Source organism: Tenacibaculum pacificus (assembly GCF_027941775.1).
GTDB classification, from domain to species: domain Bacteria; phylum Bacteroidota; class Bacteroidia; order Flavobacteriales; family Flavobacteriaceae; genus Polaribacter; species Polaribacter pacificus_A.
Map to the genome: position 1 here is coordinate 2011050 of NZ_CP115917.1, position 26149 is coordinate 2037198.

Here is a 26149-nt window from a genome sequence, read left to right on the forward strand (position 1 = left end):
CGTTTTAATTGTTATTTAGTTGCGCGGTTTATTAGTTTGAAGAAACACAGATAAACCCTTTGGCTAAATACCAAGATGATTAATTTATTATTTAGAATATAATTCTACGATCAATTGCTCTTTGATGTTTTCAGGAATCTGTAATCTTTCAGGTGCTTTAATAAAAGTACCAGATTTTAAATCAGAATTCCAGCTTAACCATTCGTAAACATTACTGTTTGCAGCTAAAGAATTTTCAATAGCTAATAATGATTTAGATTTCTCTCTTACAGCAATAACGTCTCCTGCTTGTACATCATATGAAGGAATGTTAACAATTTCTCCATTCACAGTAATGTGACGGTGAGAAACTAATTGACGACCACCTCTTCTTGAGTTAGCAATTCCTAAACGGAAAACAACGTTATCTAAACGAGATTCACATAATTGTAATAAAACCTCACCAGTAATTCCTTTAGAAGCAGAAGCTTTCTTAAATAAGTTACTAAATTGACGCTCTAAAATTCCGTAAGAATATTTCGCTTTTTGCTTTTCCATTAACTGGGTAGCATATTCCGATTTCTTACCTCTTCTTCTTGCGTTTCCGTGTTGTCCTGGAGGATAATTTCTTTTTTCAAAAGATTTATCTTCTCCAAAAATTGCTTCACCAAACTTACGAGCAATTTTAGTTTTTGGTCCTGTATATCTTGCCATTTCTTGTTATTTTAGTAGGGATTATGAATTAAGGCGTACTCCTTCGATAATCTTGTTCCTACTTAGTTAAAATATATTTTATTGCGCACTAAAGTACGCGAAACAAAAATATAAGTTGATAAAATCAACTTATACTCTTCTTCTTTTGGTGGACGACATCCGTTATGAGGAATAGGAGTAACATCAATAATTTCAGTTACTTCGATTCCAGCATTATGGATAGATCTGATTGCAGATTCTCTACCGTTACCTGGTCCTTTAACATACACTTTTACTTTACGTAAACCTGCTTCTTTTGCTACGTTAGCACAATCTTCTGCGGCTAATTGAGCTGCGTATGGAGTGTTCTTTTTAGAACCTCTAAAACCCATTTTACCTGCAGATGACCAAGAAATAACGTCACCTTTTTTGTTTGTTAAAGAAATAATAATATTGTTAAAAGATGCAGTTACGTGAGCTTCACCAACTGATTCTATTACAACTTTACGTTTTTTTGCTACTTTAGACTTTGCCATGATTATTATAGTTTTAGTAATTTAGTTTTCTAACTTTATAGTTTTACAACTATTATTAGATCTTTATTACTTATCTAACTTATTTTTTCTTGTTAGCTACAGTTTTTCTCTTACCTTTTCTTGTACGAGAGTTATTCTTTGTTCTTTGACCTCTTAAAGGTAAACCAAGTCTATGGCGTATACCTCTCTGACATCCGATATCCATTAAACGCTTAATGCTTAATTGAACCTCAGAACGTAACTCACCTTCAATAGTAAAACTACCTACTTGCTCACGAATTGCTGCAATTTGATCATCGCTCCAATCTTGAACTTTGATACTTTCGTCTATTTTTGTCTCTGCTAAAACTTCTTTAGCTCTACTGTTTCCTATACCAAAGATGTAAGTTAAAGCGATAACACCTCTTTTATTCTTTGGAATATCAATACCTGCTATTCTTGCCATTACCCTTGTCTTTGTTTAAATCTAGGATTCTTTTTATTTATTACGTATAATCTGCCTTTTCGTCGTACAATTTTGCACTCGGCGCTTCTCTTCTTTAATGATGCTCTTACTTTCATCAGTGTGTGTTTTTAATATCTGTAAGTAATTCTTGCCTTTGATAAATCATATGGGCTCATTTCTAACTTTACCTTATCTCCTGGTAATAGTTTAATATAATGCATACGCATTTTCCCTGAAATGTGAGCCGTAACAATATGTCCGTTTTCTAATTCTACACGAAACATTGCATTTGATAATGCTTCAGTAATTGTTCCGTCTTGTTGAATTGCTGGTTGTTTAGCCATACTATTTTAATGATTTTCTGTTACTGTTACCTGTCTTCATTAAACCGTCATAACGACTATTTAATAAATACGAGTTAATTTGCTGTATAGTATCTATTGCAACTCCAACCATAATGATTAAAGATGTTCCTCCAAAAAACATTGCCCAGTTTTGAGTTACCCCAAACTTTACAATTATTGCTGGCAAAATAGATAAGGCTGCTAAAAATAAAGATCCTGGAAATGTTATCTTAGATAACACAGCGTCTAAATAATTTGCAGTTTCTTCTCCTGGTTTATAACCTGGAACGAAACCATTACTTCTCTTTAAGTCTTCAGCCATTTTATTTGTAGGGATTGTAATCGCCGTATAAAAATAACTAAATACAATAATCAAGATAGCAAATATAACGTTATACCACAATCCGAAGTTATCCGTTAAATTACTCAATGCTGGGAATTTCTGTCCTAAAGCTACTGGTAAAAACATAATAGCTTGTGCAAAAATAATTGGCATTACACCAGATGCATTCAATTTTAAAGGAATGTACTGGCGAGCACCGTCAACATCTTTAATATCAGTAACTGCTGTACGACGTGCGTATTGAACCGCAACTTTACGTACTGCTGTAACTAATAATACAGTTAACAAAATCACTACAAACCAAACTATTAATTCTATTAAAATCATCATAATACCTCCTGCTCCTGCTGTTTGTTTAGAAACTAGTTCTTGAATAAACGCAGACGGAAAATTAGCTAAAATACCTACTGTAATTAATAATGAAATTCCATTACCAACTCCTTTGTCTGTAATTCGCTCTCCTAACCACATTGCAAAAACTGTTCCTGCAGTTAAAAGAATAATTGATGACACCCAAAATGTAACTCCTGTTACTAAGAAAGCTTCTGGACCAAGACCCATTTGGTTTTGAATAATACCAATATAAGTTGGTGCTTGAAACAATGTAATAGCAATTGTTAACCATCTTGTAATTTGCGTAATTTTCTTACGCCCACTTTCTCCATCTTTTTGTAATTTTTGTAGATACGGTACCGCGATACCCATTAACTGAACTACAATAGAAGCAGAAATATAAGGCATTATACCAAGAGCCATTACTGACGCTCTAGCAAATGCCCCACCTGTAAATGCGTTTAATAAACCCAAAAGTCCACTTGAAGTACTGTCTTGCAATGCTGTTAACTGTGTAGGATCAATTCCAGGTAATGGAACTGCCGACATAAAACGGTATACAGCAATTAAACCAAAGGTTAAAAGTAATTTCTCTTTTAACTCTTCTATCTTCCAAATGTCTTTTAATGTATTTATAAAATTCATCATTTACAGTTGTTTTATAATGTAACTACCTCACCACCTGCAGCTTCAATAGCCGCTTTCGCTGTTGCAGTAAATTTATGTACGGTTATGTTTAATTTAGCTTTTAACTCACCATTTCCTAGTATTTTTACTAAGTCATTTTTACGAGCTAAACGATTTTCTACTAAAATCGCTAAAGTTACTGTATCTGAAATCTTTCCGTTTTCAACTAATTCTTGTAATTTCTCTAAATTTACACCAACATACTCTTTACGATTAATGTTTGTGAAACCAAATTTAGGTACACGTCTTTGAAGTGGCATCTGACCTCCTTCAAATCCTATTTTACGAGAATAACCAGAACGAGATTTCTGACCATTATGACCTCTTGTTGCAGTACCTCCTTTACCAGAACCTTCTCCACGTGCTATACGTTTACGGTTCTTTGTAGATCCTACTGCAGGTTTTAAGTTATGTAAACTCATATTATTATTGTCTTATTTAATTTCCTCTACAGAAACTAAGTGTGAAACTGTTTTTACCATTCCCAAAATTGGAGCTGTTGCATTGTGCTCTACAGTTTGGTTTAATTTACGTAAACCTAATGCCTCTAACGTTGCTTTTTGACTTTTAAGGCGACCAATTTTACTTCTTACTTGTGTAACTTTAATTTTACTCATCGTCTTAAATTTTAACCGTTAAAAACTTTCTCTAAAGAAATACCTCTTTGCTTAGCAATAGTTGCAGCATTACGTAATTGTAATAAAGCATCAAAAGTTGCTTTAACTACGTTGTGAGGATTTGATGACCCTTGAGATTTAGATAATACGTCTTTAACACCAACTGATTCCAATACTGAACGTACTGCACCACCGGCGATAACTCCTGTACCACGAGAAGCAGGCTTGATAAATACTTTCGCACCACCAAATCTACCTTTCTGTTCATGAGGTAAAGTTCCATCTAAAAGAGGAATGCGTACTAAACTTTTCTTTGCATCTTCAATCGCTTTAGCAATTGCAGAAGCAACATCTTTAGATTTACCTAATCCATGACCAACAACACCGTTACCATCTCCAACTATTACGATTGCAGAGAAACCAAATGCTCTACCCCCTTTAGTTACTTTAGTAACACGTTGTACACCTACTAATTTATCTACAAGCTCTAATCCGCTTGGTTTTACTCTTTCTACGTTTTTATATCCTAACATAATATAATTTCTTAAAATTTTAAACCAGCTTCTCTAGCAGCTTCAGCTAATACTTTAATTCTACCGTGGTATAAAAACCCATTTCTATCAAAAGAAATAGTTTCAAAACCTTTTGCAGCAGCTCTTTCAGCAATTGCTTTCCCTACTGCAGCAGCAGCTTCTGATTTAGAACCAGATGTAATTTCTTTATCTCTTGATGATGCAGATGCTAATGTTACACCAGTAACGTCATCAATTAATTGAGCATAAATTTCTTTGTTACTTCTGAAAACTGATAACCTAGGTTTAACAGCTGTTCCAGTAATAACTTTTCTAATTCTATACTTAATTCGTTGTCTTCTTTCAAGCTTTGATAATGCCATAATAATTTCTCTTATTTATTATGCAGATTTACCTGCTTTTCTTCTTAATATCTCTCCTACAAACTTAATCCCTTTCCCTTTATACGGCTCTGGAGCACGGAAAGAACGGATTTTAGCTGCAACTTGACCAACTAACTGCTTATCAAATGAAGATAACTTAACAATTGGGTTTTTACCCTTATCAGATACTGTTTCAACCTTTACTTCTGGAGCAATGTTTAAAACAATATTATGAGAAAAACCTAAAGCTAAGTCTAATTTTTGCCCTTGACTAGATGCTCTATAACCAACACCTACTAATTCTAATTCCTTAGTATATCCTTTAGAAACACCTTCAATCATGTTACTGATTAAAGAACGGTATAAACCGTGTGCTGCTCTATGATCTTTACTATCTGATGCTCTTTTAACTGTTAAAACACCATCTTCAATTTCTGCAGTAATTTCAGACTTTAACTCTTGAGTTAATTCTCCTAATTTACCTTTTACTGTAACCACATTTCCGTCTACTTTAACTTCAACACCTTGTGGTAATGCGATTGGACTTTTTCCTATTCTACTCATTATACAAAGTGATTAATAAACGTAACATAATACCTCACCACCAACGTTTTCTTGTTTTGCTTTTTTATTTGTCATAACACCTTTTGATGTTGAAACAATAGCAATACCTAACCCGTTTAATACTCTTGGCATCTCTTTAGAACCAACGTATTTACGTAAACCTGGTGTTGAAATTCTTTGAATTTTTCTGATTACTGACTCTTTCGTGTCACGATCATATTTTAAAGCTATCTTGATAGTTCCTTGAACTTTATCATCATTAAATTGATAACTTAAAACATAACCTTGATCGAACAAAATCTTCGTCATTTCCTTCTTCAATTTAGAAGCAGGAATCTCTACTACTCGATGATTTGCTGCAATAGCATTTCTTACTCGAGTAAGAAAATCCGCGATTGGATCTGTATACATAATTAATTAAATTTCGGTTTTGGTATTTAGTAATTTCTATTGTCCCTACGGATAAACCGTAACTACTAAACCTGAAACCAGTTAATATTTATTTTTTTTTGCCTTTATGCCTACTAATAATCTTTTTTAATATAAAAATTATTATTTTTTATTATAAAGTTCTAATTAGCTCATAAAAAACAGATTGCAAATATACGTAAACATTTTGAAAATCAAAAGGTTTTATTCTATATCATTTTTTCATAAAAAAATAAACAATCTTATTGATATATAAATTTGATTGAAAAATATCTTTTTTAAACTCTTTTAACCTTTAAAGTAATATAATTTTGTATGTACATTTTTAGGTGAAAAAATTTATATTAATTTTTTTTTATATAAAAAACACTAATAAAAAATATTTTATAATTTTAAAGACTTAAAATTAACTAACATAAAAACTAATGAAACATCTAGAAAAACACCTTATTCTTAAAGAGAATGAAAATATTAACTTTTGTATTATATCTTTTAAAGATAAAACATATACTATTGTTAATGGAATATTAGGTCAAAAATCAACTATAGAAATAACTCATTTTGATGATAATAAAACAGCAGAAGAAACAATAAAACAACTTATTACTTCTAAGACAGCACAAGGATATAAAGAAGAAATACAACCTAATGATATTTCTGTGTTTTCTATCGCTATGGAAAATTTAAAAACTGAAGATGCAACTCAATTTGAAAATAGGCTTCTTACTTTAAAAAAATTGACAGGTATTTATTATACTGAAGACAAACATCCTTTTGTTCAATTTCTTGGGATAAAAATGAAAGATGAAAGTTTTGTTACTACACCTATATTAGATGAATATTTAAAAAAACACATTAATGAAGTTTCAACATCGGCATTAGTAGCTGTTGTTCAAATGACATTACAAAATATTTATTTTAATTTTAAAGCTACTGATTTTGCTGTGGAAGAAATTATCAAAAGAAAAGATATAAATGCTCAACTAGCTATTATAGCCCAGTTTTTTGAAGCTTGTGAATATTATGGCGCTGGACATCGTTTTTGGAGTAATACCAATCAAGATAAATTAATTGACAATCATTTTCCTAAATTTCAACCTGAAGCCTTATTAAAATTACTAGAAGAACTTCCTACAGATATGCTTAGTGGTGAAGATGGTGACGCTATGGAACTTCTTTTTATTCCTGCATTAAACAATACTGATAATCAAGAAATACAGCAAAATATCTTAATAATTCTAGAAACTTATAAAAAAGAATATGAAGAAGAAGGTTATGTAGAAGATGATTATTTTGAAGGATTATTTGAAGAAATATCAGCCGATGCTTCTGATTATGTAATCAAAGGACTTGAACAAATAGAAGAACGTAAAAAAAACTTACTTGAAAGTAATTAAAAATTTTATAAATAAAAAGGGGAGTACTATAAATAGTATTCCCCTTTTCTATAAATAAATTGATATTTCTACCAACTTGCTTTTTTAACACCTGGAATTAATCCATTGTTAGCCATTTCACGGAAAGTAACACGTGAAACACCGAACTGACGCATATATCCTTTTGGACGACCTGTTAATTTACAACGATTGTGCATTCTAACTGGTGATGCATTCTTTGGTAATTTTTGTAACGCTTCATAGTCTCCAGCTTCTTTTAAAGCTTTTCTCTTTTCAGCATACTTTGCTACCGTTTTAGCTCTTTTACGCTCACGCGCTTTCATTGATTCTTTAGCCATCTTCTAGTTCTTTTTAAATGGTAAACCTAATTCAGTTAATAAAGACTTCGCTTCTTTATCAGTGTTTGCAGATGTTACAAAAGTAATATCCATTCCACTAATCTTTTTTACTTGATCAATATTAATTTCAGGGTAGATGATTTGTTCAGTAATTCCTAAGTTGTAATTACCTCTACCATCAAAACCGTTAGCTTTAATTCCGTTAAAATCTCTTACACGTGGTAAAGAAGCTGTAACTAATCTGTCTAAAAATTCGTACATTTTAACTCCTCTTAACGTAACTTTAGCACCAATTGGCATACCTTTACGTAATTTGAAGTTTGCAACATCTTTCTTAGAGATAGTTGAAACTGCTTTTTGACCTGTAATAGTTGTTAACTCGTCAATAGCGTATTCTATTAATTTCTTATCTGCTATAGCTGCACCAACACCTTTATTTACAACAATCTTTTGTAATTTAGGTACTTGCATTACATTACTATAACCGAATTCCTCAGTAAGAGCTTTTATAACTCTGCTCTTGTACTCCTCTTTTAATCTTGGTACGTAACTCATTGTTATATTGCTTTATCCGATTTTTTTGAAAATCTAATTTTCTTACCTTCTTCTACTTTATAACCAACTTTTACAGCTTCACCGTTTTCGATTAAAGCTAAGTTAGATATGTGTAAAGAAGCTTCCTTTTTTACAATTCCTCCTTGAGGATTAGCTGCAGATGGCTTAGTGTGTTTAGACACCATGTTAACACCTTCTACTAATACTCTATCCTTATCTCTAAGGATTTGTAAAACTTTACCTTCCGACCCTTTGTGATCTCCTGCTAATACTTTAACAGTATCACCTGATTTTATTTTGAACTTCTTCATCTTAATGTCGATTTAAAGCACTTCAGGTGCTAATGATACTATCTTCATAAATTGCTTATCACGTAATTCACGGGCAACAGGACCAAATACACGTGTTCCTCTCATCTCCTCTGTAGGATTTAAAAGTACACAAGCATTATCATCAAATCTGATATATGACCCGTCTTTACGTCTAATCTCTTTTTTAGTACGAACAACAACAGCACGAGATACTTGACCTTTCTTTACACTTCCATTTGGAGTTGTAGACTTGATTGTAACAACAATCTTATCACCAACACTAGCGTAACGCTTTCTTGTTCCTCCTAATACTCTAATCACTAAAACTTCTTTTGCTCCAGTGTTATCTGCGACTCTTAATCTTGATTCTGTCTGTAACATATTATTTAGCTCTATCTAGGATTTCTACTAATCTCCAACGTTTAGATTTACTCATAGGACGTGTTTCCATTATCCTAACAGTATCTCCTTCGTTGCAATCGTTATTCTCGTCATGTGCAACGTACTTTTTCGTCTTTAATACGAACTTACCGTACATTGGGTGCTTGGTTCTTTTTACCTCATTAACAACAATAGATTTCTCCATTTTGCTACTAGATACTACACCTATTCTCTCTTTTCTAAGATTTCTTTTCTCCATCTTTAAAACTGACTAGAATTATTGTAATTCTCTTTTAGTTAACTCTGTAGCAATTCTTGCTACAGTTTTTCTTAAGCTTTTAATCTGCATTGGGTTTTCCAATGGAGTTATGGCGTGAGCCATCTTAAGATCCGTATAATTTTTCTTTAACGTCACTAATCTTCCTTGTAGGTCGATAGTAGTTAATTCTTTAATTGCTGATTGTTTCATTGTATATAGAATTAAGCGTTAAAATCAAAATCTCTTGCAATAACAAATCTTGTTTTAACAGGAAGTTTCTGTGCTGCTAAACGTAAAGCTTCTTTTGCTACATCCAATGGCACTCCACCAATTTCAAACAAAATTCTACCTGGTTTAATTACTGAAACAAAATGATCTGGTGCTCCTTTACCCTTACCCATACGAACCTCTAAAGGTTTTTTCGTAATAGGCTTGTCTGGAAATATTTTAATCCAAAGCTGTCCCTCTCTCTTCATATGACGAGTTGCCGCAATACGAGCTGCCTCTATTTGACGAGATGTAAGTAAGTTCTGATCTAATGATTTGATACCAAACGTTCCGTTAGAAAGTTGAGCACCTCTACCAGAGTTACCTTTCATATTTCCTTTCGCCTTCTGTACCTTACGGTATTTTACTCTTTTTGGCTGTAACATTTTTAATTTCTAATTTTAAAAATTATTTTCTTCTGCGAGGTTGTTGACGTTTAGCATTACCGCCACCTTTATTAGCACCACCTTTTTGCTTAGATAGTCCTGCTAATGGAGATAATTCACGTTTTCCATATACCTCACCTTTCATGATCCATACCTTAATACCTAATCTTCCGTATTGTGTATGTGCCTCAACAAGTGCATAATCGATATCTGCTCTAAAAGTAGAAAGAGGAATTCTTCCTTCTTTATAATGCTCAGAACGTGCCATTTCTGCTCCATTTAAACGACCAGAAATTTGGATTTTAATCCCTTCTGAATTCATTCTCATTGCAGCTGTTATAGCCATTTTCGTAGCACGCTTGTAAGAAATTCTATTTTCAATTTGACGAGCAACACTAGCTGCTACTAAATTAGCATCTAATTCCGGACGCTTAATTTCGAAAATATTAATTTGAACTTCTTTTCCTGTAATTTTCTTAAGCTCTTCTTTTAACTTGTCTACCTCTTGCCCACCTTTTCCGATAATAATACCAGGTCTTGCAGTAGTGATAGTAACGGTTACAAGTTTAAGTGTGCGCTCAATAATAATTCTTGATACACTTGCTTTAAATAAACGAGCACTAACATACTCTCTTATTTTATAGTCTTCAGCTAATTTATCTCCGTAGTCATTTCCACCATACCAGTTAGATTCCCATCCTCTGATAATTCCTAAACGATTTCCTATTGGATTTGTTTTTTGTCCCATATCTACTTTGATTAATTGCTTTTAATTTTAGTACCTAACTCTAAAGTAACGTGATTAGAACGCTTACGAATTCTATGAGCACGACCTTGTGGAGCTGGTCTTAATCTTTTTAACATACCTGCGCTATCTACACAAATAGTTTTCACAAATAGTCCAGCATCTTCGATACTAGCGTCTTCATTTTTAGCTTGCCAGTTTGCAATTGCAGACAATAACAATTTCTCTAAATTAGTAGCTGCTTCTTTTGAACTAAATTTTAAAATTTGTAAAGCTTTTTCAACCTCTACTCCTCTTACTAGATCTGCGACTAAGCGCATCTTTCTTGGTGATGTAGGACAATTAGTTATTTTAGCGAAAGCTTTTGACTTTCTTGCTTCTTTTAACTGTGTTGCCATGTTATGTTTACGACTTCCCATAATTTCCTACTATTTTTTTCCTTTATTTTTTGCACCAGCGTGCCCTCTAAAAGAACGTGTTGGTGAAAATTCGCCTAATTTATGACCTACCATGTTTTCAGTAACGTAAACTGGTACAAACTGACGTCCATTATGAACAGCAATTGTTTGTCCAACGAAATCTGGAGTAATCATACTTGCTCTTGACCAAGTTTTGATAACTGAAGTACTCTCAGTTTCAACGTTAGCTAAAACTTTTTTCTCTAATTTATAGTGAACGAAAGGTCCTTTTTTTAATGATCTTGCCATGGTTTATTTCTTTCTACGTTCTATAATATACTTATTACTAGCTTTAGTTTTAGATCGAGTCTTAAATCCTTTAGCTGGAATACCGTTTCTTGATCTTGGATGTCCTCCTGAAGAACGTCCTTCACCACCACCCATTGGGTGATCAACTGGATTCATACGTACAGCATTAACTCTTGGTCTTCTACCTAACCATCTAGATCTACCAGCTTTACCAGAAACTAGTAATTGGTGATCTGAATTAGATACAACTCCGATAGTTGCCATACAAGTTAACAAGATTAATCTTGTTTCACCTGAAGGTAACTTAACTGTTGCGTACTTACCATCTCTTGCCATTAATTGAGCAAATGATCCAGCAGAACGAGCCATAACAGCTCCTTGACCTGGGTGTAACTCAATACAAGAAATTGTAGTTCCTAAAGGAATTTCACTTAAATATAAAGCATTTCCAACTTCTGGAGCTAAATTTTTACCTGAAACGATTACCTGACCTACTTTTAAACCGTTTTGTGCAATTACATAACGCTTTTCTCCATCAGCATAACTAAGTAAAGCAATAAATGCAGTACGATTTGGATCGTACTCTATAGTTTTTACTGTTGCAGGGATACCATGCTTATCTTTCTTGAAATCGATAATACGATATTTTTGTTTATGACCACCACCGATATTACGTGTTGTCATTCTACCCTGATTATTTCGACCTCCAGATCGTTTTTTCGGAGCTAATAAAGATTTCTCCGGCTTATCAGTTGTTATGGTGTCGAACCCATTTACAACTCTAAAACGCTGACCTGGTGTTATTGGTTTTAATTTTCTAACTGACATTTTGTCTTTTCTTAAAGATTGTTATAAAAATCAATAGCATGTCCTTCAGATAACTGAACGATTGCTTTTTTGTACCCACTTGTTATCCCTGTTACTAAACCTTTTTTGGTGTGTTTAGTATTTCTTTTGATAGGATAATTCATAGTTTTAACAGACTTAATTGCTACACCATAAGTTGCTGCAACAGCACTTCTGATTTCCAATTTATTAGCCTTACTGTTTACAACAAATGCATAACGATTATTAACTTCGCTATCCTTAGTTGCTTTTTCCGTAATAATAGGTTTTATTAAAATACTCATATCTTTCCTATTTACTTAAATTAGATTCAATTCCTTCTAAAACACTTTCAGAAATAATTACTTTATTAGCGTTTAAAACACTGTAAGTATTAACTCCTGTCGCATTTACAACTTTAGTTCCTTTTAAGTTACGAGAAGATAAATAAACATTATTATTTTCTTCACCTAAAACAAATAAAGACTTTTTAGAGTCTAAATCTAAAGCTTTTAAAACATTGATAAATTCTTTAGTTTTTGGAGACTCAAAATTGAAATCTTCAACAACAACTAAATTACTATCTTTTGCTTGAATACTTAAAGCAGACTTACGTGCTAAACGCTTTAAGTTTTTATTCAACTTGAAAGAATAACTTCTTGGTCTTGGTCCAAACATACGTCCACCACCTCTGAAAACTCCAGATTTGATAGAACCAGCACGTGCAGTACCTGTTCCTTTTTGTTTCTTAATCTTTCTTGTACTACCTGCAATCTCAGCTCTTTCTTTAGCTTTATGAGTACCTTGTCTTTGATTAGCTAAGTACTGCTTTACATCTAAATAAATTGCATGATCATTTGGCTCTATACCGAATACCTCGTTAGAAAGTTCAACTTTTCTACCAGTATCTTTTCCTGTAATATCTAAAACTGCTACTTTCATTATTTTTCGATAGTTACAAAAGTATTTTTGTGACCAGGAATTGCTCCCTTAACTACGATAAGATTCTTATCAGCAACCACTTTTAATACTTTTAAATTTTGAACTTTTACTTTGTCTCCACCCATACGACCTGCCATTCGCATTCCTTTGAATACTCTTGCAGGATATGATGCAGCACCAATAGAACCAGGAGCTCTTAAACGGTTATGCTGACCGTGAGTTGCTTGACCAACACCGGCAAAACCATGACGCTTAACAACACCTTGAAAACCTTTACCTTTTGAAACTCCAGAAACATCTACGAATTCTCCTTCAGTAAAGTAATCAACGCTAATTGAATCACCTAATTTATACTCTCCATCAAAACCTTGAAATTCAATGACTTTTTTCTTAGCAGATGTACCAGCTTTTGTAAAGTGTCCATCTAAAGCTTTATTAGAGCTTTTTGCTTTTTTGTCATCGAAACCTAGTTGTAACGCACTATAGCCGTCAACCTCTTCAGTTCTGACTTGGGTAACCACGTACGGCCCTGCTTCGATTACTGTACAAGGAATGTTCTTCCCGTTTTCGTCGAATAAGCTGGTCATACCTACTTTTCTACCTATTAACCCAGACATATTTGTTAATTTTAAGACGATAGATTTATTTTATGTATCCAGCGCGTCTATTAATAATTATTATTTGAAACAAATGTTTCATTTTCACCTTTTAAGTTTGGAGCAAAAAAAAGAGCCGAAAAAACACCTTCGCTCTGAATTTGTTCTTACCATCTTTCCCTTGCGAAACCCTCAGGACATGTTAAATTCTAATAAAAAAACTAGAATTTGTACACCACGGAACCTAAATTCTGGTGTGCAAAAGTATAAAAAACTTTCGGTTTAAAAAAATTAAACCGAAAGTTAGTAATATACTTAAACTTTAATTTCAACTTCAACTCCACTAGGTAACTCAAGTTTCATTAAAGCATCAATAGTCTTAGAAGAAGAACTATAGATGTCTAATAATCTTTTGTAAGCAGATAATTGAAATTGCTCTCTAGATTTTTTGTTTACGTGTGGTGAACGTAATACAGTAAAAATCTTTTTATTTGTTGGTAAAGGAATAGGACCGTTTACTACAGCTCCAGTAGCCTTTACAGTCTTTACGATTTTTTCAGCAGATTTATCTACTAAGTTATAATCGTAAGATTTTAATTTAATTCTAATTTTTTGGCTCATCTTAATTTCTTATTAACCTTTAGATTTTGCTATTACATCTTCAGAAACATTCGAAGGAGTTTCTGTATAATGAGAAAATTCCATTGTAGAAGTTGCTCTACCGGAAGACATAGTTCTTAAAGCAGTAACATATCCGAACATTTCAGATAAAGGTACTAAAGCTTTTACAACTTTGGCACCAGCACGATCACTCATATCGTTAACCTGTCCTCTTCTTCTATTTAAATCTCCTACGATATCTCCCATGTTTTCTTCAGGAGTCAATACCTCTACCTTCATTAATGGCTCCATAATTCTGGCTTTAGCAGCTTTAGCAGCAGCTTTATACCCCATTTTTGCAGCTAACTCAAAAGATAATGCATCAGAATCCACAGGGTGGAAAGATCCATCTCTTAAAGTTACTTTCATTGAATCCATTTCGTATCCTGCTAAAGGACCGTTCTTCATTGCTTCTTTGAATCCTTTCTCTACAGAAGGAACAAATTCTTTAGGAACGTTTCCACCTTTAATTACAGATTCAAATTGTAAACCTTGAACACCTTCATCTGCTGGCTCCATAGTAAATGCAATATCAGCAAACTTACCACGACCACCTGACTGTTTCTTATAAACCTCTCTGTGTTCTGCGGAAGCAGTAATAGCTTCTTTGTATTCTACTTGTGGCTGACCTTCGTTAACTTCTACCTTGAATTCACGTTTTAAACGATCAACAATAATATCTAAGTGTAACTCACCCATTCCAGAAATAATAGTCTGTCCTGAAGCTTCATCAGTTCTAACAGTAAATGTAGGATCTTCTTCTGCTAACTTAGCTAAAGACATTCCTAATTTATCAACATCTGCTTTAGTTTTTGGCTCAACCGCGATTCCAATTACTGGATCTGGAAAATCCATAGATTCTAAAACAATAGGATGCTTTTCATCAGATAAAGTATCTCCTGTTTTAATCGATTTAAACCCAACAGCTGCACCGATATCCCCTGCTTCAATGTAAGGAATAGCGTTTTGCTTGTTAGCGTGCATTTGATAGATACGAGAAATACGTTCTTTTTTACCTGAACGGTTATTTAAAACGTAAGAACCTGCATCTAAACGTCCAGAATAAGCTCTAAAAAATGCTAAACGACCTACGAAAGGATCTGTAGCAATTTTAAATGCTAAAGCAGCAAAAGGCTCTTTTACATCTGGCTTTCTTCTTTCTTCTACATTAGTATCAGGATTTGTTCCGATAACAGCTTCCTTATCCAAAGGAGAAGGTAAATAACGACATACAGCATCTAATAAGAACTGAACACCTTTATTTTTAAATGCTGATCCACAAATCATAGGAATGATAGCCATATCCATTACAGCAGCACGAAGTGCAGCATGCACTTCTTCCTCAGTAATTGAATCTTCATCTTCCATTGAACTTCTCTAAAAGATTTTCATCGTAACTTGCAACCTCTTCAATAAGTTTCCCTCTTAATTCAGCAGCTTCTTCTTTTAAATCTTCTGGAATATCAACGATATCAAAAGTAGCTCCTTGTGTAGCATCACGCCATACAATAGCACGGTTCTTCACTAAATCTACAATACCTTTAAACTCATCCTCATCACCAATATTCATAACAATTGGCACTGCATTTGACTTTAACATATCCTTTACTTGCTGACAAACAGCCATAAAGTTAGACCCTTGACGGTCCATTTTGTTAACAAACCCAATACGAGGTACTTTGTAATTATCAGCAAGTCTCCAGTTAGTTTCTGATTGAGGCTCAACACCATCAACAGCACTAAATAAGAAAACTAATCCATCAAGAACTCTTAATGAACGATTTACCTCTACAGTAAAATCAACGTGACCAGGAGTATCAATAATATTAAAGTGATATCCTTTAGTATCATCAGTAGCTTCACCATTATTTAATGGAAACTTCCACTCACAAGTAGTAGCAGCAGAAGTAATTGTAATACCTCTTTCTTGCTCTTGCTCCATCCAATCCATAGTTGCGGCACCATCATGTACCTCACCTATTTTATGACTAACACCTGTATAATACAATACACGCTCTGTAGTAGTAGTTTTACCCGCATCAATATGTGCAGCAATACCAATATTCCTAGTGAATTTTAAATTTCTAGCCATTTCTTAGAATCTAAAGTGTGAGAATGCTTTGTTAGCTTCAGCCATTTTATGCGTATCAGTACGCTTCTTAACAGCGGCTCCTTCTTCTTTAGCTGCAGCTAAAATTTCAGCAGCTAAACGCTGTGCCATTGTCTTCTCATTACGCTTACGCGTATAAGTGATCATCCATTTAATTGCCATAGATACTTTACGATCTGGGCGAATTTGCATAGGAATCTGGAATGTAGCTCCACCAACACGACGAGAACGAACCTCTACATGTGGCATAACATTAGATAAACCATCTTTCCAAATCTCTAAAGCTGACTTCTCTTCGTCAGTTTTCTTTTCGTTTACGATGTCTATTGCATCATAAAATACTTTAAAAGCCACAGATTTTTTACCATCCCACATTAAGTTATTCACAAAACGTGTTACCAATTGGTCATTAAACCTTGGATCTGGTAAAAGAACTCTTTTTTTCGCTTTTCTTTTTCTCATGTCTTTACATTAAAAAAGTTAATTAATTTTACTTCTTTGGGCGTTTTGCACCGTACTTAGACCTACGTTGAGTTCTACCCTCAACTCCTGCAGTATCTAACGCACCACGTACTACGTGATACTTAACACCTGGCAAATCTTTTACCCTTCCACCTCTAACTAATACTATCGAGTGCTCTTGCAAGTTGTGTCCTTCACCTGGAATATACGCGTTAATTTCGTTACCATTTGTTAATCTTACCCTTGCTACCTTACGCATTGCTGAGTTAGGTTTTTTAGGTGTAGTGGTATACACACGCGTACAAACTCCACGTCTTTGAGGACAAGCTTGTAATGCAGCCGATTTACTCTTCTTAGTTATTTTGGTTCTTCCTTTACGAACTAATTGTTGAATAGTTGGCATACTATTATTGCTTGTTTTTAATTTGTACTTAAATTACTCTGTTTTAAAAGAGTGTGCAAACTTACGTTTTTTTTTCTAAACATTCAAATATCAAGCAGTTGTTTTTTATAATTCAAAAAAAAGTACATCAAATAGGCAAGATCTTCTAAAATAAATAAACTAAAAAATTAAAACAACAAAATTCTTCCCTTTATATTCAACTAGGGAGCAACAATTAATTTAACATTTTCAAAATTTTATTAAGATAATTTTAACTAAAAGTGTCTTTTTTAACATTTATTTAATAAATTGTAGCCATATAAATCCAAATAACTACACAATGAAAACAAAATTTAACAGAGTTTTAATACTCTTTTTTATGGTACTTATTCATGTTACATTTGCACAAGAAAAAAAAATATCAGGAATTATTTCTGATGAAACCGGTCCTCTACCCGGAGTTAACATCATAAAAAAAGGTACTACACTTGGTGTCGAGTCTGATTTTGATGGAAAATACTCTATTAAAGCTAACACAGGAGATATACTTATTTTTAGTTTTGTAGGTATGAAAACCACCGAAAAGACAGTAGGAAGTTCAAATTCAGTAAATGTAATAATGACAAGTGAAAATGTGCTTGATGAAATTGTTATTACTGCCCTAGGGATAAAAAGAGATAAAAAATCAATAGGATACGCACAACAATCTGTAAAAGGAGAAGATCTTAATAGAACATTAGAAGCAGATGTTTCTAATGCTTTAGCAGGAAAGGTTGCTGGTGTACAATTAATAGGTGCACCAAGTGCTGGTTTTAAATCTGCAAAAGTTAGATTAAGAGGTAGTACAAATGTTTTATATATTGTTGATAATATTAAGTTAAACGACTTAAGTAGTATCAATACTGAAGATATTAAAGATATATCAACACTTAAAGGGCTTGCTGCAACTGCACTATATGGACCTGATGGTCAAAATGGTGTTGTTATTGTTACAACTAAAAAAGCAAAAAATGGTCAAGCACAAATCACTGTAAATTCAGGATTTACAATAGATCAGGTAACTAACTTAATGGAAACTCAAAATGAATATGGAGGTGGTTATTCGCAAGAATGGGACACATTTAGCTATGATCCAGCAATACACCCTTCTTCATGGGCTAGTTTTAATGGACAAAAAACACCTACTTATAAATCTGATGAATCATGGGGACCAAAATTAGATGGAACACCTGTTAGACATTGGGATAGTTGGATTGAAGGAGATCCTGAATTTGGTAAATTAAGACCTTGGTCTTCACAACCTGATAATATTAAAAATTTTTATAGAGCAGGAACAACTCAAAGAACAAGTTTAACAGCATTAAAAGGTGGCGATGACTACAATGTAAAAGTACAAATAACACATACTGATAGAGAAAGTGTAGTACCTAACTCTGATAGAAAAACAACACAAGCTGCTTTTAATGTAGACTATGATATCAATAAAAATTTAAATGTTTTCGGAAATTTTAATTATCAAAATAGAAAAACAAACAACGATTTAACAGAAAACTATGGAAATGTTTTCTCTAATATGAATCAGTGGTGGCAAAGACAAATAGATATTGATAGAGTTAGAAAATATAAAAGAAATGGAAAAATTGTATCGTGGAATATAAATGGACCAACAGATACATCTCCAAAATATTGGGATTCTCCTTTTTTTGATATTTATGAGAATACTAGTGCAAACGAAAGAAACACTTCTTTTGGAAAGATTGGTTTTAATTACAACTTAACTAATGATCTTTCTGTAGTAACAGAAGCAAGAACTCATTTTACTTCTCATAAATATCATGACCAAACAGGTTGGGGTAATTTAGATGGGCAAGCTGCATATGGTGAATATGAATTTACTAGATCTAAAGATGAGTATTTTGCAATGTTAAACTATCAAACGAAAATTAATGATAATTTTGATGTTACAGCGAACATTGGTACTGAAATATCTAACTACAAGCTAGAAAGCACTGATATTAATAGTATTGGAGGACTGACTACTAAAGATTTTTACAGTTTAGATACATCTGTTGATAAACCAACAATAGAAAACGTAAAAGAATACACGAAAAATAAAGCTGTCTTTGCAAAGGCATCTGCGGGTTATAAAAACACTGTTTATTTAGACGGAAGTTATAGACTAGATTGGAACTCTACAGCAAACCCTAACTTAAATATAGTTAAAACCTTTTCATTATCTTCTAGTTTTATTTTTTCTAAAGTATTACCTCAAAATAATATTTTATCATTTGGTAAATTAAGAGCTGGTTATGCTGAAGCACCTGCTTTTCCAGACGTATATAGCCTTAATCAAACTTATGATACAGAAATTAGTTATGGTAACACAGGTAGTCAATCTATTCCAAATGCCTTAAATAATATTAATTTAACAGGAGGTGTTAAAAATGAATTTGAAATTGGTACTGAACTACAATTTTTAAATAATAGAATTGGATTAGACGTATCTTACTTTTTCAAAACAGATAAAGAACTTCCTGTAGAGTTAGATTTAGATCCATCTACTGGTAACGAATCAGTTTTTGCAAATAGTGGAAAACAAACATACAAAGGATTAGAAATAGCCATAAATGCTACTCCTGTGAGAACAGAAAATTTCACATGGAATACCTCAATTAACTTTGCTACTTTAAAAAGAGAAGTTAAAGAATTAGCATTAGGTATTAATAATAAATATTTAGCCGCATATAGTTTTGACACCAATTACTGGGGTAATGAATCTATGATTAACATGCAAGAACGTGTTGGTCAAGAATGGGGAGCTATATATGGAAGAAAAATTAAAACAAATGCTGACGGTAAAAAAGTTATCAATAGTGATGGTAGCTATGTTACTGAAGAAAATCAATATTTAGGAAATCATTTACCTGATTTTACAGGAGGATTTACAAATACATTCTCTTATAAAAACTTCGACTTATCTGTTGGAATTGATTTTCAAAAAGGAGGTAAATATTTCTCAATGACTGAAATGTTTAGTAAAGCTTCAGGAAACAGCATAAGTACAGTTGGAGATAACGCAGCAGGAAACCCTGTAAGAGACCCATTAAACGGAACACATCCACAAAAACTAGTAGACGGTAAATTAAAAGACGTAACTACTATTGTATATGCTAATAGTGCAAATTCAAATACTGGTGGTACTTTAGTTAATGGTGTAGATGCTACAACAGGAAACGATGTTTCATACTATAAAGACTTAAATACTGATGGATGGGATAAATTTACAATTGGTGATGAATTTCTTTATGATGCATCTTATGTAAAACTTAGAAGTATCTCTTTATCTTATAACTTACCTAAATTAGCTTTAGACAAAATTGGTATCTCTAGTGGTAAAATTGGAGTATACGCAAATAATGTATGGTTAATTTATTCAGAAGTTAGTTATATTGATCCTTCTGAATTAGAATCTCCTACTTCAACAGGTAACGATGGTCATAGTTTTATTGAAGGAGGTCAAGCACCTAGTTCTAGAGCTATAGGTATCAACTTCCAATTTTCTTTCTAATTTATTTCTAATTTAAAAAACAAAAAAATGAAAAAATTCTTTAAAATAGGATTTATAATTACCACCACTATCATTTCTTTTACTTCATGTAATGATGTAGATTTTGGCGATATAAATAATGACCCTACAAAAGCAACCATTGCATCTACAGCTGCATTACTTACCGAAGCAGAAAAATATTTTGGAACTTACGCTACTGATACAGCACCAAATTTATATGTCCAATATTTAGCTAATGGAGATTATAATGATCAATCTAGATACTTAGGTTTAAATTTTAGCTATAATGATGAATATGCTGATGTTTTAGTTAATTTAAATAAAATTATTGAATTATGTAATGATCCTTTAACGAAAGTTGATGCGGCAACCAATGGTTCATTAAATAACCAAAAAGCTGTATCTAAAATAATGAGAGCTTTTATGTATTGGAGTATGACCGATAGATGGGGAATGTTACCTTATACCGAATCTCTAAAAGAAACTGAAAATAAATTTCCAAAATATGATACACAAGAAGATATATACAAAGGATGTTTTGCTGAAATAGATGATGCCTTAGCTATTATAGATTCAGGAAATGCACCTAAAGGAGATATATTACTTGGAGGAAGCATGGATAGATGGAAAAAGTTTGCAAACACTCTTAGAGTTGTTATGGCATTAAGAATATCGAAACAAGTTTCTTCTCCAACAGGATATGCTGCTGTAGAATTTAACAAAGGTATTACAGGTGCAATTACATCTAATGCTGACAACATTTATTATACTTTTCTTTCTGATGATAGTAATGATAATCCATGGCAAGATCGTTTTGAAAGTAGAAAAGATTATGTATTAGCTAATACATTTGTTAATTCATTAATCGGTTCAGGTACTTCAACGACCCCTGAAGATCCTAGATTAGAAAAGTATGGTGAAAAATCATCAAATACTTTAGTTTACGCAGGAGGTATATATGGTGCTAAAAATAACACTGCTGATTTCTCTTTCATTACAAGTAATATTATTAATGAAAGTACTGCTCCAGCTATGCTTTTCGTTTACTCACAAATTGAATTTGCAAAAGCAGAAGCTGTCCTTTTAGGATGGTATACAGGAAATACAAGTACTTTTTATAATAAAGCTATTCAAGCATCAATGGACCAATGGGATGTAAATATTACTGATGCTGCAACATATATCAGTAACCACCCTTATACAAGCCTTAATGATATCGCAAACCAAAAACAAGTTGCTTTATTTATGCAAGGTTATGAAGCATGGGCAGAATGGAGAAGATATAAAGCTTTAGGAGTTGCACCTGCTTTAACTATTATTTCTAACCCTATAAACGGAACAGGGATACCACAAAGACATGCATATCCTGGTAGTGCACCTACTTTAAACTTGGATGAATACAATAATGCTGTTTCAATTCAAGGTGCTGATGACTTAGACACTGTATTATGGTGGGCTAAATAAAATACATCTTTATAACAAAAAAACCACCTCTAACAAGGTGGTTTTTTTATACAATAAATTCAACTACCTTTGCAGCATGGAAGAAAACACTACTATATTTGGTATTAGAGCAATTATTGAAGCTATTGAAAGTGAAGCTTCAATTAATAAAGTATATTTACAAAAAGGACTTCGTGGAGAATTATTTTTTGAATTAGACAAATTATTAAGAAAAAACAAAGTTTCAATAAGTGTTGTACCTACTGAAAAATTAGATAGATTATCTAAACACAGTAATCATCAAGGAGCTGTTGCTAGAATTTCTCCTGTTGATTTTCATGATTTAGAAACTTTAATTGAAACTACTTTAGAATCTGACAAAACACCTTTATTTTTATTATTAGACCAAGTATCTGATGTTAGAAACTTTGGTGCTATTATTAGAACTGCTGAATGTACTGGAGTAAACGGTATTATTATCCAAAGAAGTGGTAGTGCTCCTGTAAATGCTGAAACAATTAAAACATCGGCAGGTGCAGCTTTTAAAATCCCTATTTGTAAAGTTGACCATATTAAAGATGCTATGTTTCAATTACAAGCTGAAAATATAAAATTAGTTGCCGCTACCGAGAAAACAGAAGACTCTGTTTTTGATGTTGATTTTAATCAGCCAATTGCTATTGTAATGGGTTCTGAACACAAAGGTGTTAGTAACTCTGTATTAAAAATGGTAGACTATAAAGCCAAATTACCTTTACTTGGTGATATTGAATCTTTAAATGTTTCTGTTGCTTGTGGAGTTTTTCTTTATGAAACTATCAGACAAAGACAATAAATATTACAAAATTATAAAAATTAAAATCCTGCTTTTTGCAGGATTTTTTTATATCTTATTTTATGTAAAAAATAAAAAAACTTGTAAATTTTTTATTATAAGCAACAAAGCCTAGCCCCGATTGAAGCAATTGTTTGAGCTCTTTTTTGTTTTTTTCTTCAAAAAAATAAAAAAAGCGAGTGCGAAAAGCGGGAAATTGCTTCTAAAAAAATCACTTTGAAATAATATAATTGATTTTTAAAACTTTCGGCACATCAATTTTAGCTACTTTATTTTCAGATTCCATTTCTTTGTTTTCTTGATGACTTCCCTCCTCTTCTTCTTCGATAATTGGCGGTACATAATTTCCTTGCTCATCAAATAGTTCATCAAAAGCTGTTTTAGAAAATACAAATTTTTCTTTTATCACACCTTTTTTTCGATAAAAAACAGCCAATAAAACCCCTGTAATAAACCCTGATAAATGCCCTTCCCACGAAATACCGTCTTTAATTGGTAACACGTACCAAATCATACTTCCGTATAAAAAAATCATAATTAAGGAAACCGCTACAAGTCGATATTGTTTTTTAATAATTCCGCTGAAAAAGACAAAACTAAAAAGTAAATAAACAATACCACTTGCGCCAATATGATAGGATTCACGAGCAATTACCCAAGTTAAAAACCCTGTAAATAACCCACCAAAAATCAATATTTTTAAGGCAACACCTCTGTAGAAATAAAACAAACTTGCACAAAGGACAAATAAAGGCACTGAATTATTAAACAAATGTCCTGTGTCACCATGAATAAAAGGCGAGGTTAAAACTCCTTTTAAACCTGTTATTTCTCTTGGTAAAATTCCGAATTTATTAAAATTGAAACCAAAAGTAATTTCTATCCAATATATAAACCATATTGAAATGACAAAAATAAATGGTATTAAAAAAACGCTGTTCGAATATTTTAATTGAGTATCTGTTTTCATAATTATTGAGATATCAAAAATAAATCCAACTAAAAATTTCGGAACATCTGTCAGAAATCTTTGGTATTTTTACAAAATGAATCAACCTTTGGCAGAAAGAATACGTCCGCAGAACCTATCCGATTATATAAGTCAACAACATTTAGTTGGCGAAAACGGAATTTTAACCAATCATATTAAACAAGGAATAATTCCTTCGTTAATTCTTTGGGGACCTCCCGGAATTGGAAAAACAACCTTAGCAAATATTATTGCAAATGAATCGGGTCGTCCTTTTTATACGTTAAGCGCTATAAGTTCTGGCGTAAAAGATGTTCGTGAAATAATTGAAAAAGCTAAAAAAAGTGGGGGTTTATTTAGTCAAAAAAATCCTATTTTATTTATTGATGAAATTCATCGCTTTAGCAAATCGCAACAAGACTCTTTACTTGGAGCTGTTGAAAAAGGTTGGGTAACCTTAATTGGTGCAACTACCGAAAACCCAAGTTTTGAAGTAATACCTGCACTACTCTCTCGTTGTCAGGTATATATTTTAAATTCTTTTCATAAAAATGATTTAATCGCGCTTTTACATAGAGCGATGAAAAAAGATACATTTATTGCTGATAAAAAAATTACCTTAAAAGAAACCGATGCTTTATTACAAGTTTCTGGTGGCGATGCTCGTAAACTTTTAAATATTTTTGAATTATTAGTTGCCCCTGAAATAGAAGTTGAAATTACTAATGAACTTGTTTTATCAAAAATTCAAAAAAACACAGTTCGATATGATAAAACAGGCGAACAACATTATGATATTGCTTCAGCTTTCATAAAATCGATACGAGGAAGCGACCCAAATGCAGCAGTTTATTGGTTAGCAAGAATGATTGAAGGCGGTGAAGATGTAAAATTTATTGCTCGTAGAATGCTTATTGCAGCTTCCGAAGATATTGGAAATGCAAATCCAACAGCTTTTATTATGGCAAATAACACGTTTCAATCTGTTTCTGTAATTGGATATCCTGAATCGAGAATTATTTTAAGTCAGTGTGCTATTTATTTGGCAAACTCTCCAAAAAGTAACGCTTCTTATATAGCTATTGGTGAAGCTCAAAATTTAGTAAAGACAACTGGCGACTTACCCATTCCACTACATTTAAGAAATGCTCCGACAAAATTAATGAAAGATTTAAATTACGGAAAAGACTATGCCTATTCACATAATTATTCAGGAAATTTTGTGAGTCAAGAATTTTTACCCGATGAAATTAAAAACACCAAATTATACGAACCTGGTAATAATACACGTGAAAATCAATTTAGAGAATTACTTAAACAACGTTGGAAGGATAAATATAAGTATTAAAAAAAAGAGTGTATTGTAAAAATGCACTCTTTTTATTTTTAGATAAAAAACAAGTAATATTTAAAACTTTACTTGATATTTTTCTATTGTTTTAATTCCTTTTTTATAATATTCGGCAATCCAAATATCATTATTTTTATAGATGATTCCGTTTTCATCTTCAATAACAAAAACATCTTTAACACTAGTCTTTAGTATTTTAAAAATAATTTTTGGATTTGCATCTACTAACTGAAAACCATTTTTTGTTGGTTGAGCATATAAGTTAATAACTGAAATTTTATTAGTAATAACAAAATTATCTATTGTTTTTTCAACTACCAATTTACTTTGATTATCGTTTTTTTGAATAAGAGTTGGTGTATAATTATACTTTAAAGCTTTTATCGATTTAAAAGAATTTCGAATCGCTTCACGATATGCTTTTTTATAATTTTTAATTTTACTTCTTCCTTCTTTTGATGAAAACACTTCTTTATTACTACAATCTTTAAGAGTAATACTATTTTTTGTTGTAAACAAACTAGACGCATCAGTAAGCACTGCTGTTAATGCTAAACACCTATTTTCGGCTAAGTCGTTAGGTAAAACCTCGTCGGCTAAAAAGACCGTAAAACCATGTTTTTTAAATAAAAATTTAGTTAATGAACTTGTTTGATATTGATCGACAGTTTTAAAAAAGTCAAATTTATTGGGTACAATAATATATTTGTAATTTTCAACTTTTTTTTGAGCAAATATTGATGTTGTTATCATCAATAAAATAATAGTTGTTTTCTTCATTATTTTACTTTTAT

35 protein-coding genes and 2 pseudogenes are annotated in these 26149 nt (G+C 32.3%); 5 read left to right on the plus strand and 32 right to left on the minus strand.

Annotated features, from left to right (window positions below):
* Positions 1 to 87: 87 nt before the first annotated feature.
* From rpsD to rpsH, 12 genes and pseudogenes are all read right to left on the minus strand, one after another.
* Complete coding sequence (gene rpsD, locus PG913_RS09110; protein ID WP_271230444.1) at positions 88 to 693, minus strand: 30S ribosomal protein S4; 606 nt, start codon at positions 691 to 693, stop codon at positions 88 to 90.
* A gap of 143 nt (positions 694 to 836) precedes the next feature.
* Positions 837 to 1208, minus strand: a pseudogene (gene rpsK, locus PG913_RS09115) (30S ribosomal protein S11); the annotation flags it as partial.
* A gap of 79 nt (positions 1209 to 1287) precedes the next feature.
* Positions 1288 to 1653 (minus strand): 30S ribosomal protein S13, encoded by a 366-nt coding sequence (gene rpsM / locus PG913_RS09120; RefSeq protein WP_101903630.1) that lies wholly within the window; start codon positions 1651 to 1653, stop codon positions 1288 to 1290.
* On the minus strand, positions 1653 to 1769 hold the full coding sequence (gene ykgO / locus PG913_RS09125) for a type B 50S ribosomal protein L36 (protein ID WP_073316873.1): 117 nt from the start codon (positions 1767 to 1769) through the stop codon (positions 1653 to 1655). Before ykgO ends, rpsM begins: the two co-directional genes overlap by 1 nt.
* Before the next feature lie 12 nt (positions 1770 to 1781).
* Entirely contained in the window at positions 1782 to 1997 is a 216-nt protein-coding gene (gene infA, locus PG913_RS09130) for a translation initiation factor IF-1 (RefSeq protein ID WP_024740627.1), read from the minus strand.
* 1 nt (position 1998) lies between these two features.
* Positions 1999 to 3318, minus strand: a complete 1320-nt coding sequence (secY, locus tag PG913_RS09135) for a preprotein translocase subunit SecY (protein WP_271232156.1) — start codon at positions 3316 to 3318, stop codon at positions 1999 to 2001.
* 14 nt (positions 3319 to 3332) lie between these two features.
* A complete protein-coding gene (rplO, locus tag PG913_RS09140; protein ID WP_271230445.1) occupies positions 3333 to 3782 on the minus strand; it encodes a 50S ribosomal protein L15 in 450 nt (149 codons plus the stop codon).
* A 12-nt stretch (positions 3783 to 3794) separates the two neighbouring features.
* Positions 3795 to 3977, minus strand: a complete 183-nt coding sequence (gene rpmD, locus PG913_RS09145; protein ID WP_271230446.1) for a 50S ribosomal protein L30 — start codon at positions 3975 to 3977, stop codon at positions 3795 to 3797.
* 11 nt (positions 3978 to 3988) lie between these two features.
* Complete coding sequence (gene rpsE, locus PG913_RS09150; protein WP_408648487.1) at positions 3989 to 4510, minus strand: 30S ribosomal protein S5; 522 nt, start codon at positions 4508 to 4510, stop codon at positions 3989 to 3991.
* Between the two features lie 11 nt (positions 4511 to 4521).
* Positions 4522 to 4872 (minus strand): 50S ribosomal protein L18, encoded by a 351-nt coding sequence (rplR, locus tag PG913_RS09155; RefSeq protein WP_271230447.1) that lies wholly within the window; start codon positions 4870 to 4872, stop codon positions 4522 to 4524.
* Between the two features lie 18 nt (positions 4873 to 4890).
* On the minus strand, positions 4891 to 5436 hold the full coding sequence (gene rplF, locus PG913_RS09160) for a 50S ribosomal protein L6 (RefSeq protein WP_271230448.1): 546 nt from the start codon (positions 5434 to 5436) through the stop codon (positions 4891 to 4893).
* 12 nt (positions 5437 to 5448) lie between these two features.
* A complete protein-coding gene (gene rpsH, locus PG913_RS09165; protein WP_028887461.1) occupies positions 5449 to 5847 on the minus strand; it encodes a 30S ribosomal protein S8 in 399 nt (132 codons plus the stop codon).
* Between the two features lie 443 nt (positions 5848 to 6290).
* Here rpsH and PG913_RS09170 point away from each other — a divergent pair, with 443 nt between their 5' ends.
* Complete coding sequence (locus PG913_RS09170) at positions 6291 to 7262, plus strand: WGR domain-containing protein (RefSeq protein ID WP_271230449.1); 972 nt, start codon at positions 6291 to 6293, stop codon at positions 7260 to 7262.
* A gap of 68 nt (positions 7263 to 7330) precedes the next feature.
* Here the strand turns inward: PG913_RS09170 and rpsN are convergent, their stop codons facing one another.
* The 18 genes and pseudogenes from rpsN to rpsL form a co-directional block, all read right to left on the minus strand.
* Positions 7331 to 7600, minus strand: coding sequence for a 30S ribosomal protein S14 (rpsN, locus tag PG913_RS09175; protein WP_271230450.1), 270 nt, complete (start codon positions 7598 to 7600; stop codon positions 7331 to 7333).
* Between the two features lie 3 nt (positions 7601 to 7603).
* The gene (gene rplE / locus PG913_RS09180; protein WP_058885425.1) at positions 7604 to 8155 is read right to left on the minus strand and encodes a 50S ribosomal protein L5; all 552 of its coding nucleotides are present in this window, start codon (positions 8153 to 8155) and stop codon (positions 7604 to 7606) included.
* A 2-nt stretch (positions 8156 to 8157) separates the two neighbouring features.
* Entirely contained in the window at positions 8158 to 8466 is a 309-nt protein-coding gene (gene rplX, locus PG913_RS09185) for a 50S ribosomal protein L24 (protein WP_058885426.1), read from the minus strand.
* A gap of 12 nt (positions 8467 to 8478) precedes the next feature.
* Positions 8479 to 8847, minus strand: coding sequence for a 50S ribosomal protein L14 (gene rplN, locus PG913_RS09190; RefSeq protein WP_058885427.1), 369 nt, complete (start codon positions 8845 to 8847; stop codon positions 8479 to 8481).
* A 1-nt stretch (position 8848) separates the two neighbouring features.
* Positions 8849 to 9106, minus strand: a complete 258-nt coding sequence (gene rpsQ, locus PG913_RS09195; RefSeq protein WP_058885428.1) for a 30S ribosomal protein S17 — start codon at positions 9104 to 9106, stop codon at positions 8849 to 8851.
* An 18-nt stretch (positions 9107 to 9124) separates the two neighbouring features.
* On the minus strand, positions 9125 to 9316 hold the full coding sequence (rpmC, locus tag PG913_RS09200) for a 50S ribosomal protein L29 (protein ID WP_101902393.1): 192 nt from the start codon (positions 9314 to 9316) through the stop codon (positions 9125 to 9127).
* 11 nt (positions 9317 to 9327) lie between these two features.
* Positions 9328 to 9759, minus strand: coding sequence for a 50S ribosomal protein L16 (rplP, locus tag PG913_RS09205; RefSeq protein WP_271230451.1), 432 nt, complete (start codon positions 9757 to 9759; stop codon positions 9328 to 9330).
* Positions 9760 to 9781: 22 nt separating this feature from the next.
* Positions 9782 to 10507, minus strand: a complete 726-nt coding sequence (gene rpsC, locus PG913_RS09210) for a 30S ribosomal protein S3 (RefSeq protein ID WP_101916656.1) — start codon at positions 10505 to 10507, stop codon at positions 9782 to 9784.
* A gap of 11 nt (positions 10508 to 10518) precedes the next feature.
* A complete protein-coding gene (gene rplV, locus PG913_RS09215; RefSeq protein WP_058885432.1) occupies positions 10519 to 10923 on the minus strand; it encodes a 50S ribosomal protein L22 in 405 nt (134 codons plus the stop codon).
* Between the two features lie 9 nt (positions 10924 to 10932).
* Positions 10933 to 11211 carry a 30S ribosomal protein S19 gene (rpsS, locus tag PG913_RS09220; RefSeq protein WP_101914885.1) on the minus strand — a complete coding sequence of 93 codons (279 nt, stop codon included), beginning with the start codon at positions 11209 to 11211 and terminating at the stop codon, positions 10933 to 10935.
* A gap of 3 nt (positions 11212 to 11214) precedes the next feature.
* Complete coding sequence (gene rplB / locus PG913_RS09225) at positions 11215 to 12039, minus strand: 50S ribosomal protein L2 (protein WP_271230452.1); 825 nt, start codon at positions 12037 to 12039, stop codon at positions 11215 to 11217.
* An 11-nt stretch (positions 12040 to 12050) separates the two neighbouring features.
* Positions 12051 to 12341, minus strand: coding sequence for a 50S ribosomal protein L23 (gene rplW / locus PG913_RS09230; protein ID WP_271230453.1), 291 nt, complete (start codon positions 12339 to 12341; stop codon positions 12051 to 12053).
* A gap of 7 nt (positions 12342 to 12348) precedes the next feature.
* Positions 12349 to 12978, minus strand: coding sequence for a 50S ribosomal protein L4 (gene rplD, locus PG913_RS09235; protein ID WP_271230454.1), 630 nt, complete (start codon positions 12976 to 12978; stop codon positions 12349 to 12351).
* Entirely contained in the window at positions 12978 to 13595 is a 618-nt protein-coding gene (rplC, locus tag PG913_RS09240) for a 50S ribosomal protein L3 (RefSeq protein WP_271230455.1), read from the minus strand. The genes rplD and rplC overlap by 1 nt, the downstream gene beginning before the upstream one ends.
* 294 nt (positions 13596 to 13889) lie before the next feature.
* Positions 13890 to 14195, minus strand: coding sequence for a 30S ribosomal protein S10 (gene rpsJ, locus PG913_RS09245; protein WP_058885438.1), 306 nt, complete (start codon positions 14193 to 14195; stop codon positions 13890 to 13892).
* Positions 14196 to 14207: 12 nt separating this feature from the next.
* Positions 14208 to 16326: pseudogene (gene fusA / locus PG913_RS09250) on the minus strand (elongation factor G).
* A 3-nt stretch (positions 16327 to 16329) separates the two neighbouring features.
* Positions 16330 to 16806 (minus strand): 30S ribosomal protein S7, encoded by a 477-nt coding sequence (gene rpsG, locus PG913_RS09255; RefSeq protein ID WP_058885440.1) that lies wholly within the window; start codon positions 16804 to 16806, stop codon positions 16330 to 16332.
* A 28-nt stretch (positions 16807 to 16834) separates the two neighbouring features.
* On the minus strand, positions 16835 to 17209 hold the full coding sequence (gene rpsL, locus PG913_RS09260) for a 30S ribosomal protein S12 (RefSeq protein ID WP_028887479.1): 375 nt from the start codon (positions 17207 to 17209) through the stop codon (positions 16835 to 16837).
* A 319-nt stretch (positions 17210 to 17528) separates the two neighbouring features.
* Between rpsL and PG913_RS09265 the strand changes: the two genes are divergently transcribed.
* From PG913_RS09265 to rlmB, 3 genes are all read left to right on the plus strand, one after another.
* Positions 17529 to 20756: a SusC/RagA family TonB-linked outer membrane protein gene (locus PG913_RS09265; RefSeq protein WP_271230456.1), complete on the plus strand. Its 3228-nt coding sequence runs from the start codon at positions 17529 to 17531 to the stop codon at positions 20754 to 20756.
* 27 nt (positions 20757 to 20783) lie between these two features.
* Positions 20784 to 22220, plus strand: a complete 1437-nt coding sequence (locus PG913_RS09270) for a SusD/RagB family nutrient-binding outer membrane lipoprotein (protein ID WP_271230457.1) — start codon at positions 20784 to 20786, stop codon at positions 22218 to 22220.
* Between the two features lie 76 nt (positions 22221 to 22296).
* A complete protein-coding gene (rlmB, locus tag PG913_RS09275) occupies positions 22297 to 23034 on the plus strand; it encodes a 23S rRNA (guanosine(2251)-2'-O)-methyltransferase RlmB (RefSeq protein WP_271230458.1) in 738 nt (245 codons plus the stop codon).
* 211 nt (positions 23035 to 23245) lie between these two features.
* On the opposite strand, the gene PG913_RS09280 is transcribed toward rlmB, so the two are convergent.
* Complete coding sequence (locus tag PG913_RS09280; RefSeq protein ID WP_271230459.1) at positions 23246 to 24004, minus strand: rhomboid family intramembrane serine protease; 759 nt, start codon at positions 24002 to 24004, stop codon at positions 23246 to 23248.
* A gap of 76 nt (positions 24005 to 24080) precedes the next feature.
* Between PG913_RS09280 and PG913_RS09285 the strand changes: the two genes are divergently transcribed.
* Positions 24081 to 25352 carry a replication-associated recombination protein A gene (locus PG913_RS09285; RefSeq protein WP_271230460.1) on the plus strand — a complete coding sequence of 424 codons (1272 nt, stop codon included), beginning with the start codon at positions 24081 to 24083 and terminating at the stop codon, positions 25350 to 25352.
* Positions 25353 to 25412: 60 nt separating this feature from the next.
* On the opposite strand, the gene PG913_RS09290 is transcribed toward PG913_RS09285, so the two are convergent.
* Positions 25413 to 26135 carry a hypothetical protein gene (locus tag PG913_RS09290; protein ID WP_271230461.1) on the minus strand — a complete coding sequence of 241 codons (723 nt, stop codon included), beginning with the start codon at positions 26133 to 26135 and terminating at the stop codon, positions 25413 to 25415.
* Between the last annotated feature and the right edge of the window lie 14 nt (positions 26136 to 26149).

Excerpts from the sequence above, each read along its gene's own strand:
- rpsS (WP_101914885.1), bottom strand. The coding sequence starts at position 11,211 with ATGGCAAGATCATTAAAAAAAGGACCTTTCGTTCACTATAAATTAGAG.
- rpmD (WP_271230446.1), bottom strand. The coding sequence starts at position 3,977 with ATGAGTAAAATTAAAGTTACACAAGTAAGAAGTAAAATTGGTCGCCTT.
- rplB (WP_271230452.1), bottom strand. The coding sequence starts at position 12,039 with ATGTCAGTTAGAAAATTAAAACCAATAACACCAGGTCAGCGTTTTAGA.
- rpmC (WP_101902393.1), bottom strand. The coding sequence starts at position 9,316 with ATGAAACAATCAGCAATTAAAGAATTAACTACTATCGACCTACAAGGA.
- rpsH (WP_028887461.1), bottom strand. The coding sequence starts at position 5,847 with ATGTATACAGATCCAATCGCGGATTTTCTTACTCGAGTAAGAAATGCT.
- rplE (WP_058885425.1), bottom strand. The coding sequence starts at position 8,155 with ATGAGTTACGTACCAAGATTAAAAGAGGAGTACAAGAGCAGAGTTATA.
- PG913_RS09285 (WP_271230460.1), top strand. The coding sequence starts at position 24,081 with ATGAATCAACCTTTGGCAGAAAGAATACGTCCGCAGAACCTATCCGAT.
- rpsJ (WP_058885438.1), bottom strand. The coding sequence starts at position 14,195 with ATGAGCCAAAAAATTAGAATTAAATTAAAATCTTACGATTATAACTTA.
- rplD (WP_271230454.1), bottom strand. The coding sequence starts at position 12,978 with ATGAAAGTAGCAGTTTTAGATATTACAGGAAAAGATACTGGTAGAAAA.
- secY (WP_271232156.1), bottom strand. The coding sequence starts at position 3,318 with ATGAATTTTATAAATACATTAAAAGACATTTGGAAGATAGAAGAGTTA.
- PG913_RS09290 (WP_271230461.1), bottom strand. The coding sequence starts at position 26,135 with ATGAAGAAAACAACTATTATTTTATTGATGATAACAACATCAATATTT.
- rlmB (WP_271230458.1), top strand. The coding sequence starts at position 22,297 with ATGGAAGAAAACACTACTATATTTGGTATTAGAGCAATTATTGAAGCT.
- rplF (WP_271230448.1), bottom strand. The coding sequence starts at position 5,436 with ATGAGTAGAATAGGAAAAAGTCCAATCGCATTACCACAAGGTGTTGAA.
- ykgO (WP_073316873.1), bottom strand. The coding sequence starts at position 1,769 with ATGAAAGTAAGAGCATCATTAAAGAAGAGAAGCGCCGAGTGCAAAATT.
- rpsM (WP_101903630.1), bottom strand. The coding sequence starts at position 1,653 with ATGGCAAGAATAGCAGGTATTGATATTCCAAAGAATAAAAGAGGTGTT.
- rplN (WP_058885427.1), bottom strand. The coding sequence starts at position 8,847 with ATGTTACAGACAGAATCAAGATTAAGAGTCGCAGATAACACTGGAGCA.
- rpsE (WP_408648487.1), bottom strand. The coding sequence starts at position 4,510 with ATGTTAGGATATAAAAACGTAGAAAGAGTAAAACCAAGCGGATTAGAG.
- rplR (WP_271230447.1), bottom strand. The coding sequence starts at position 4,872 with ATGGCATTATCAAAGCTTGAAAGAAGACAACGAATTAAGTATAGAATT.
- rplP (WP_271230451.1), bottom strand. The coding sequence starts at position 9,759 with ATGTTACAGCCAAAAAGAGTAAAATACCGTAAGGTACAGAAGGCGAAA.
- rplO (WP_271230445.1), bottom strand. The coding sequence starts at position 3,782 with ATGAGTTTACATAACTTAAAACCTGCAGTAGGATCTACAAAGAACCGT.
- rpsL (WP_028887479.1), bottom strand. The coding sequence starts at position 17,209 with ATGCCAACTATTCAACAATTAGTTCGTAAAGGAAGAACCAAAATAACT.
- rpsG (WP_058885440.1), bottom strand. The coding sequence starts at position 16,806 with ATGAGAAAAAGAAAAGCGAAAAAAAGAGTTCTTTTACCAGATCCAAGG.
- PG913_RS09280 (WP_271230459.1), bottom strand. The coding sequence starts at position 24,004 with ATGAAAACAGATACTCAATTAAAATATTCGAACAGCGTTTTTTTAATA.
- rplX (WP_058885426.1), bottom strand. The coding sequence starts at position 8,466 with ATGAAGAAGTTCAAAATAAAATCAGGTGATACTGTTAAAGTATTAGCA.
- rplV (WP_058885432.1), bottom strand. The coding sequence starts at position 10,923 with ATGGGAAGTCGTAAACATAACATGGCAACACAGTTAAAAGAAGCAAGA.
- infA (WP_024740627.1), bottom strand. The coding sequence starts at position 1,997 with ATGGCTAAACAACCAGCAATTCAACAAGACGGAACAATTACTGAAGCA.
- rpsC (WP_101916656.1), bottom strand. The coding sequence starts at position 10,507 with ATGGGACAAAAAACAAATCCAATAGGAAATCGTTTAGGAATTATCAGA.
- rpsN (WP_271230450.1), bottom strand. The coding sequence starts at position 7,600 with ATGGCTAAAGAATCAATGAAAGCGCGTGAGCGTAAAAGAGCTAAAACG.
- PG913_RS09265 (WP_271230456.1), top strand. The coding sequence starts at position 17,529 with ATGAAAACAAAATTTAACAGAGTTTTAATACTCTTTTTTATGGTACTT.
- rpsD (WP_271230444.1), bottom strand. The coding sequence starts at position 693 with ATGGCAAGATATACAGGACCAAAAACTAAAATTGCTCGTAAGTTTGGT.
- rpsQ (WP_058885428.1), bottom strand. The coding sequence starts at position 9,106 with ATGGAGAAAAGAAATCTTAGAAAAGAGAGAATAGGTGTAGTATCTAGT.
- rplW (WP_271230453.1), bottom strand. The coding sequence starts at position 12,341 with ATGAGTATTTTAATAAAACCTATTATTACGGAAAAAGCAACTAAGGAT.
- PG913_RS09170 (WP_271230449.1), top strand. The coding sequence starts at position 6,291 with ATGAAACATCTAGAAAAACACCTTATTCTTAAAGAGAATGAAAATATT.
- rplC (WP_271230455.1), bottom strand. The coding sequence starts at position 13,595 with ATGTCTGGGTTAATAGGTAGAAAAGTAGGTATGACCAGCTTATTCGAC.
- PG913_RS09270 (WP_271230457.1), top strand. The coding sequence starts at position 20,784 with ATGAAAAAATTCTTTAAAATAGGATTTATAATTACCACCACTATCATT.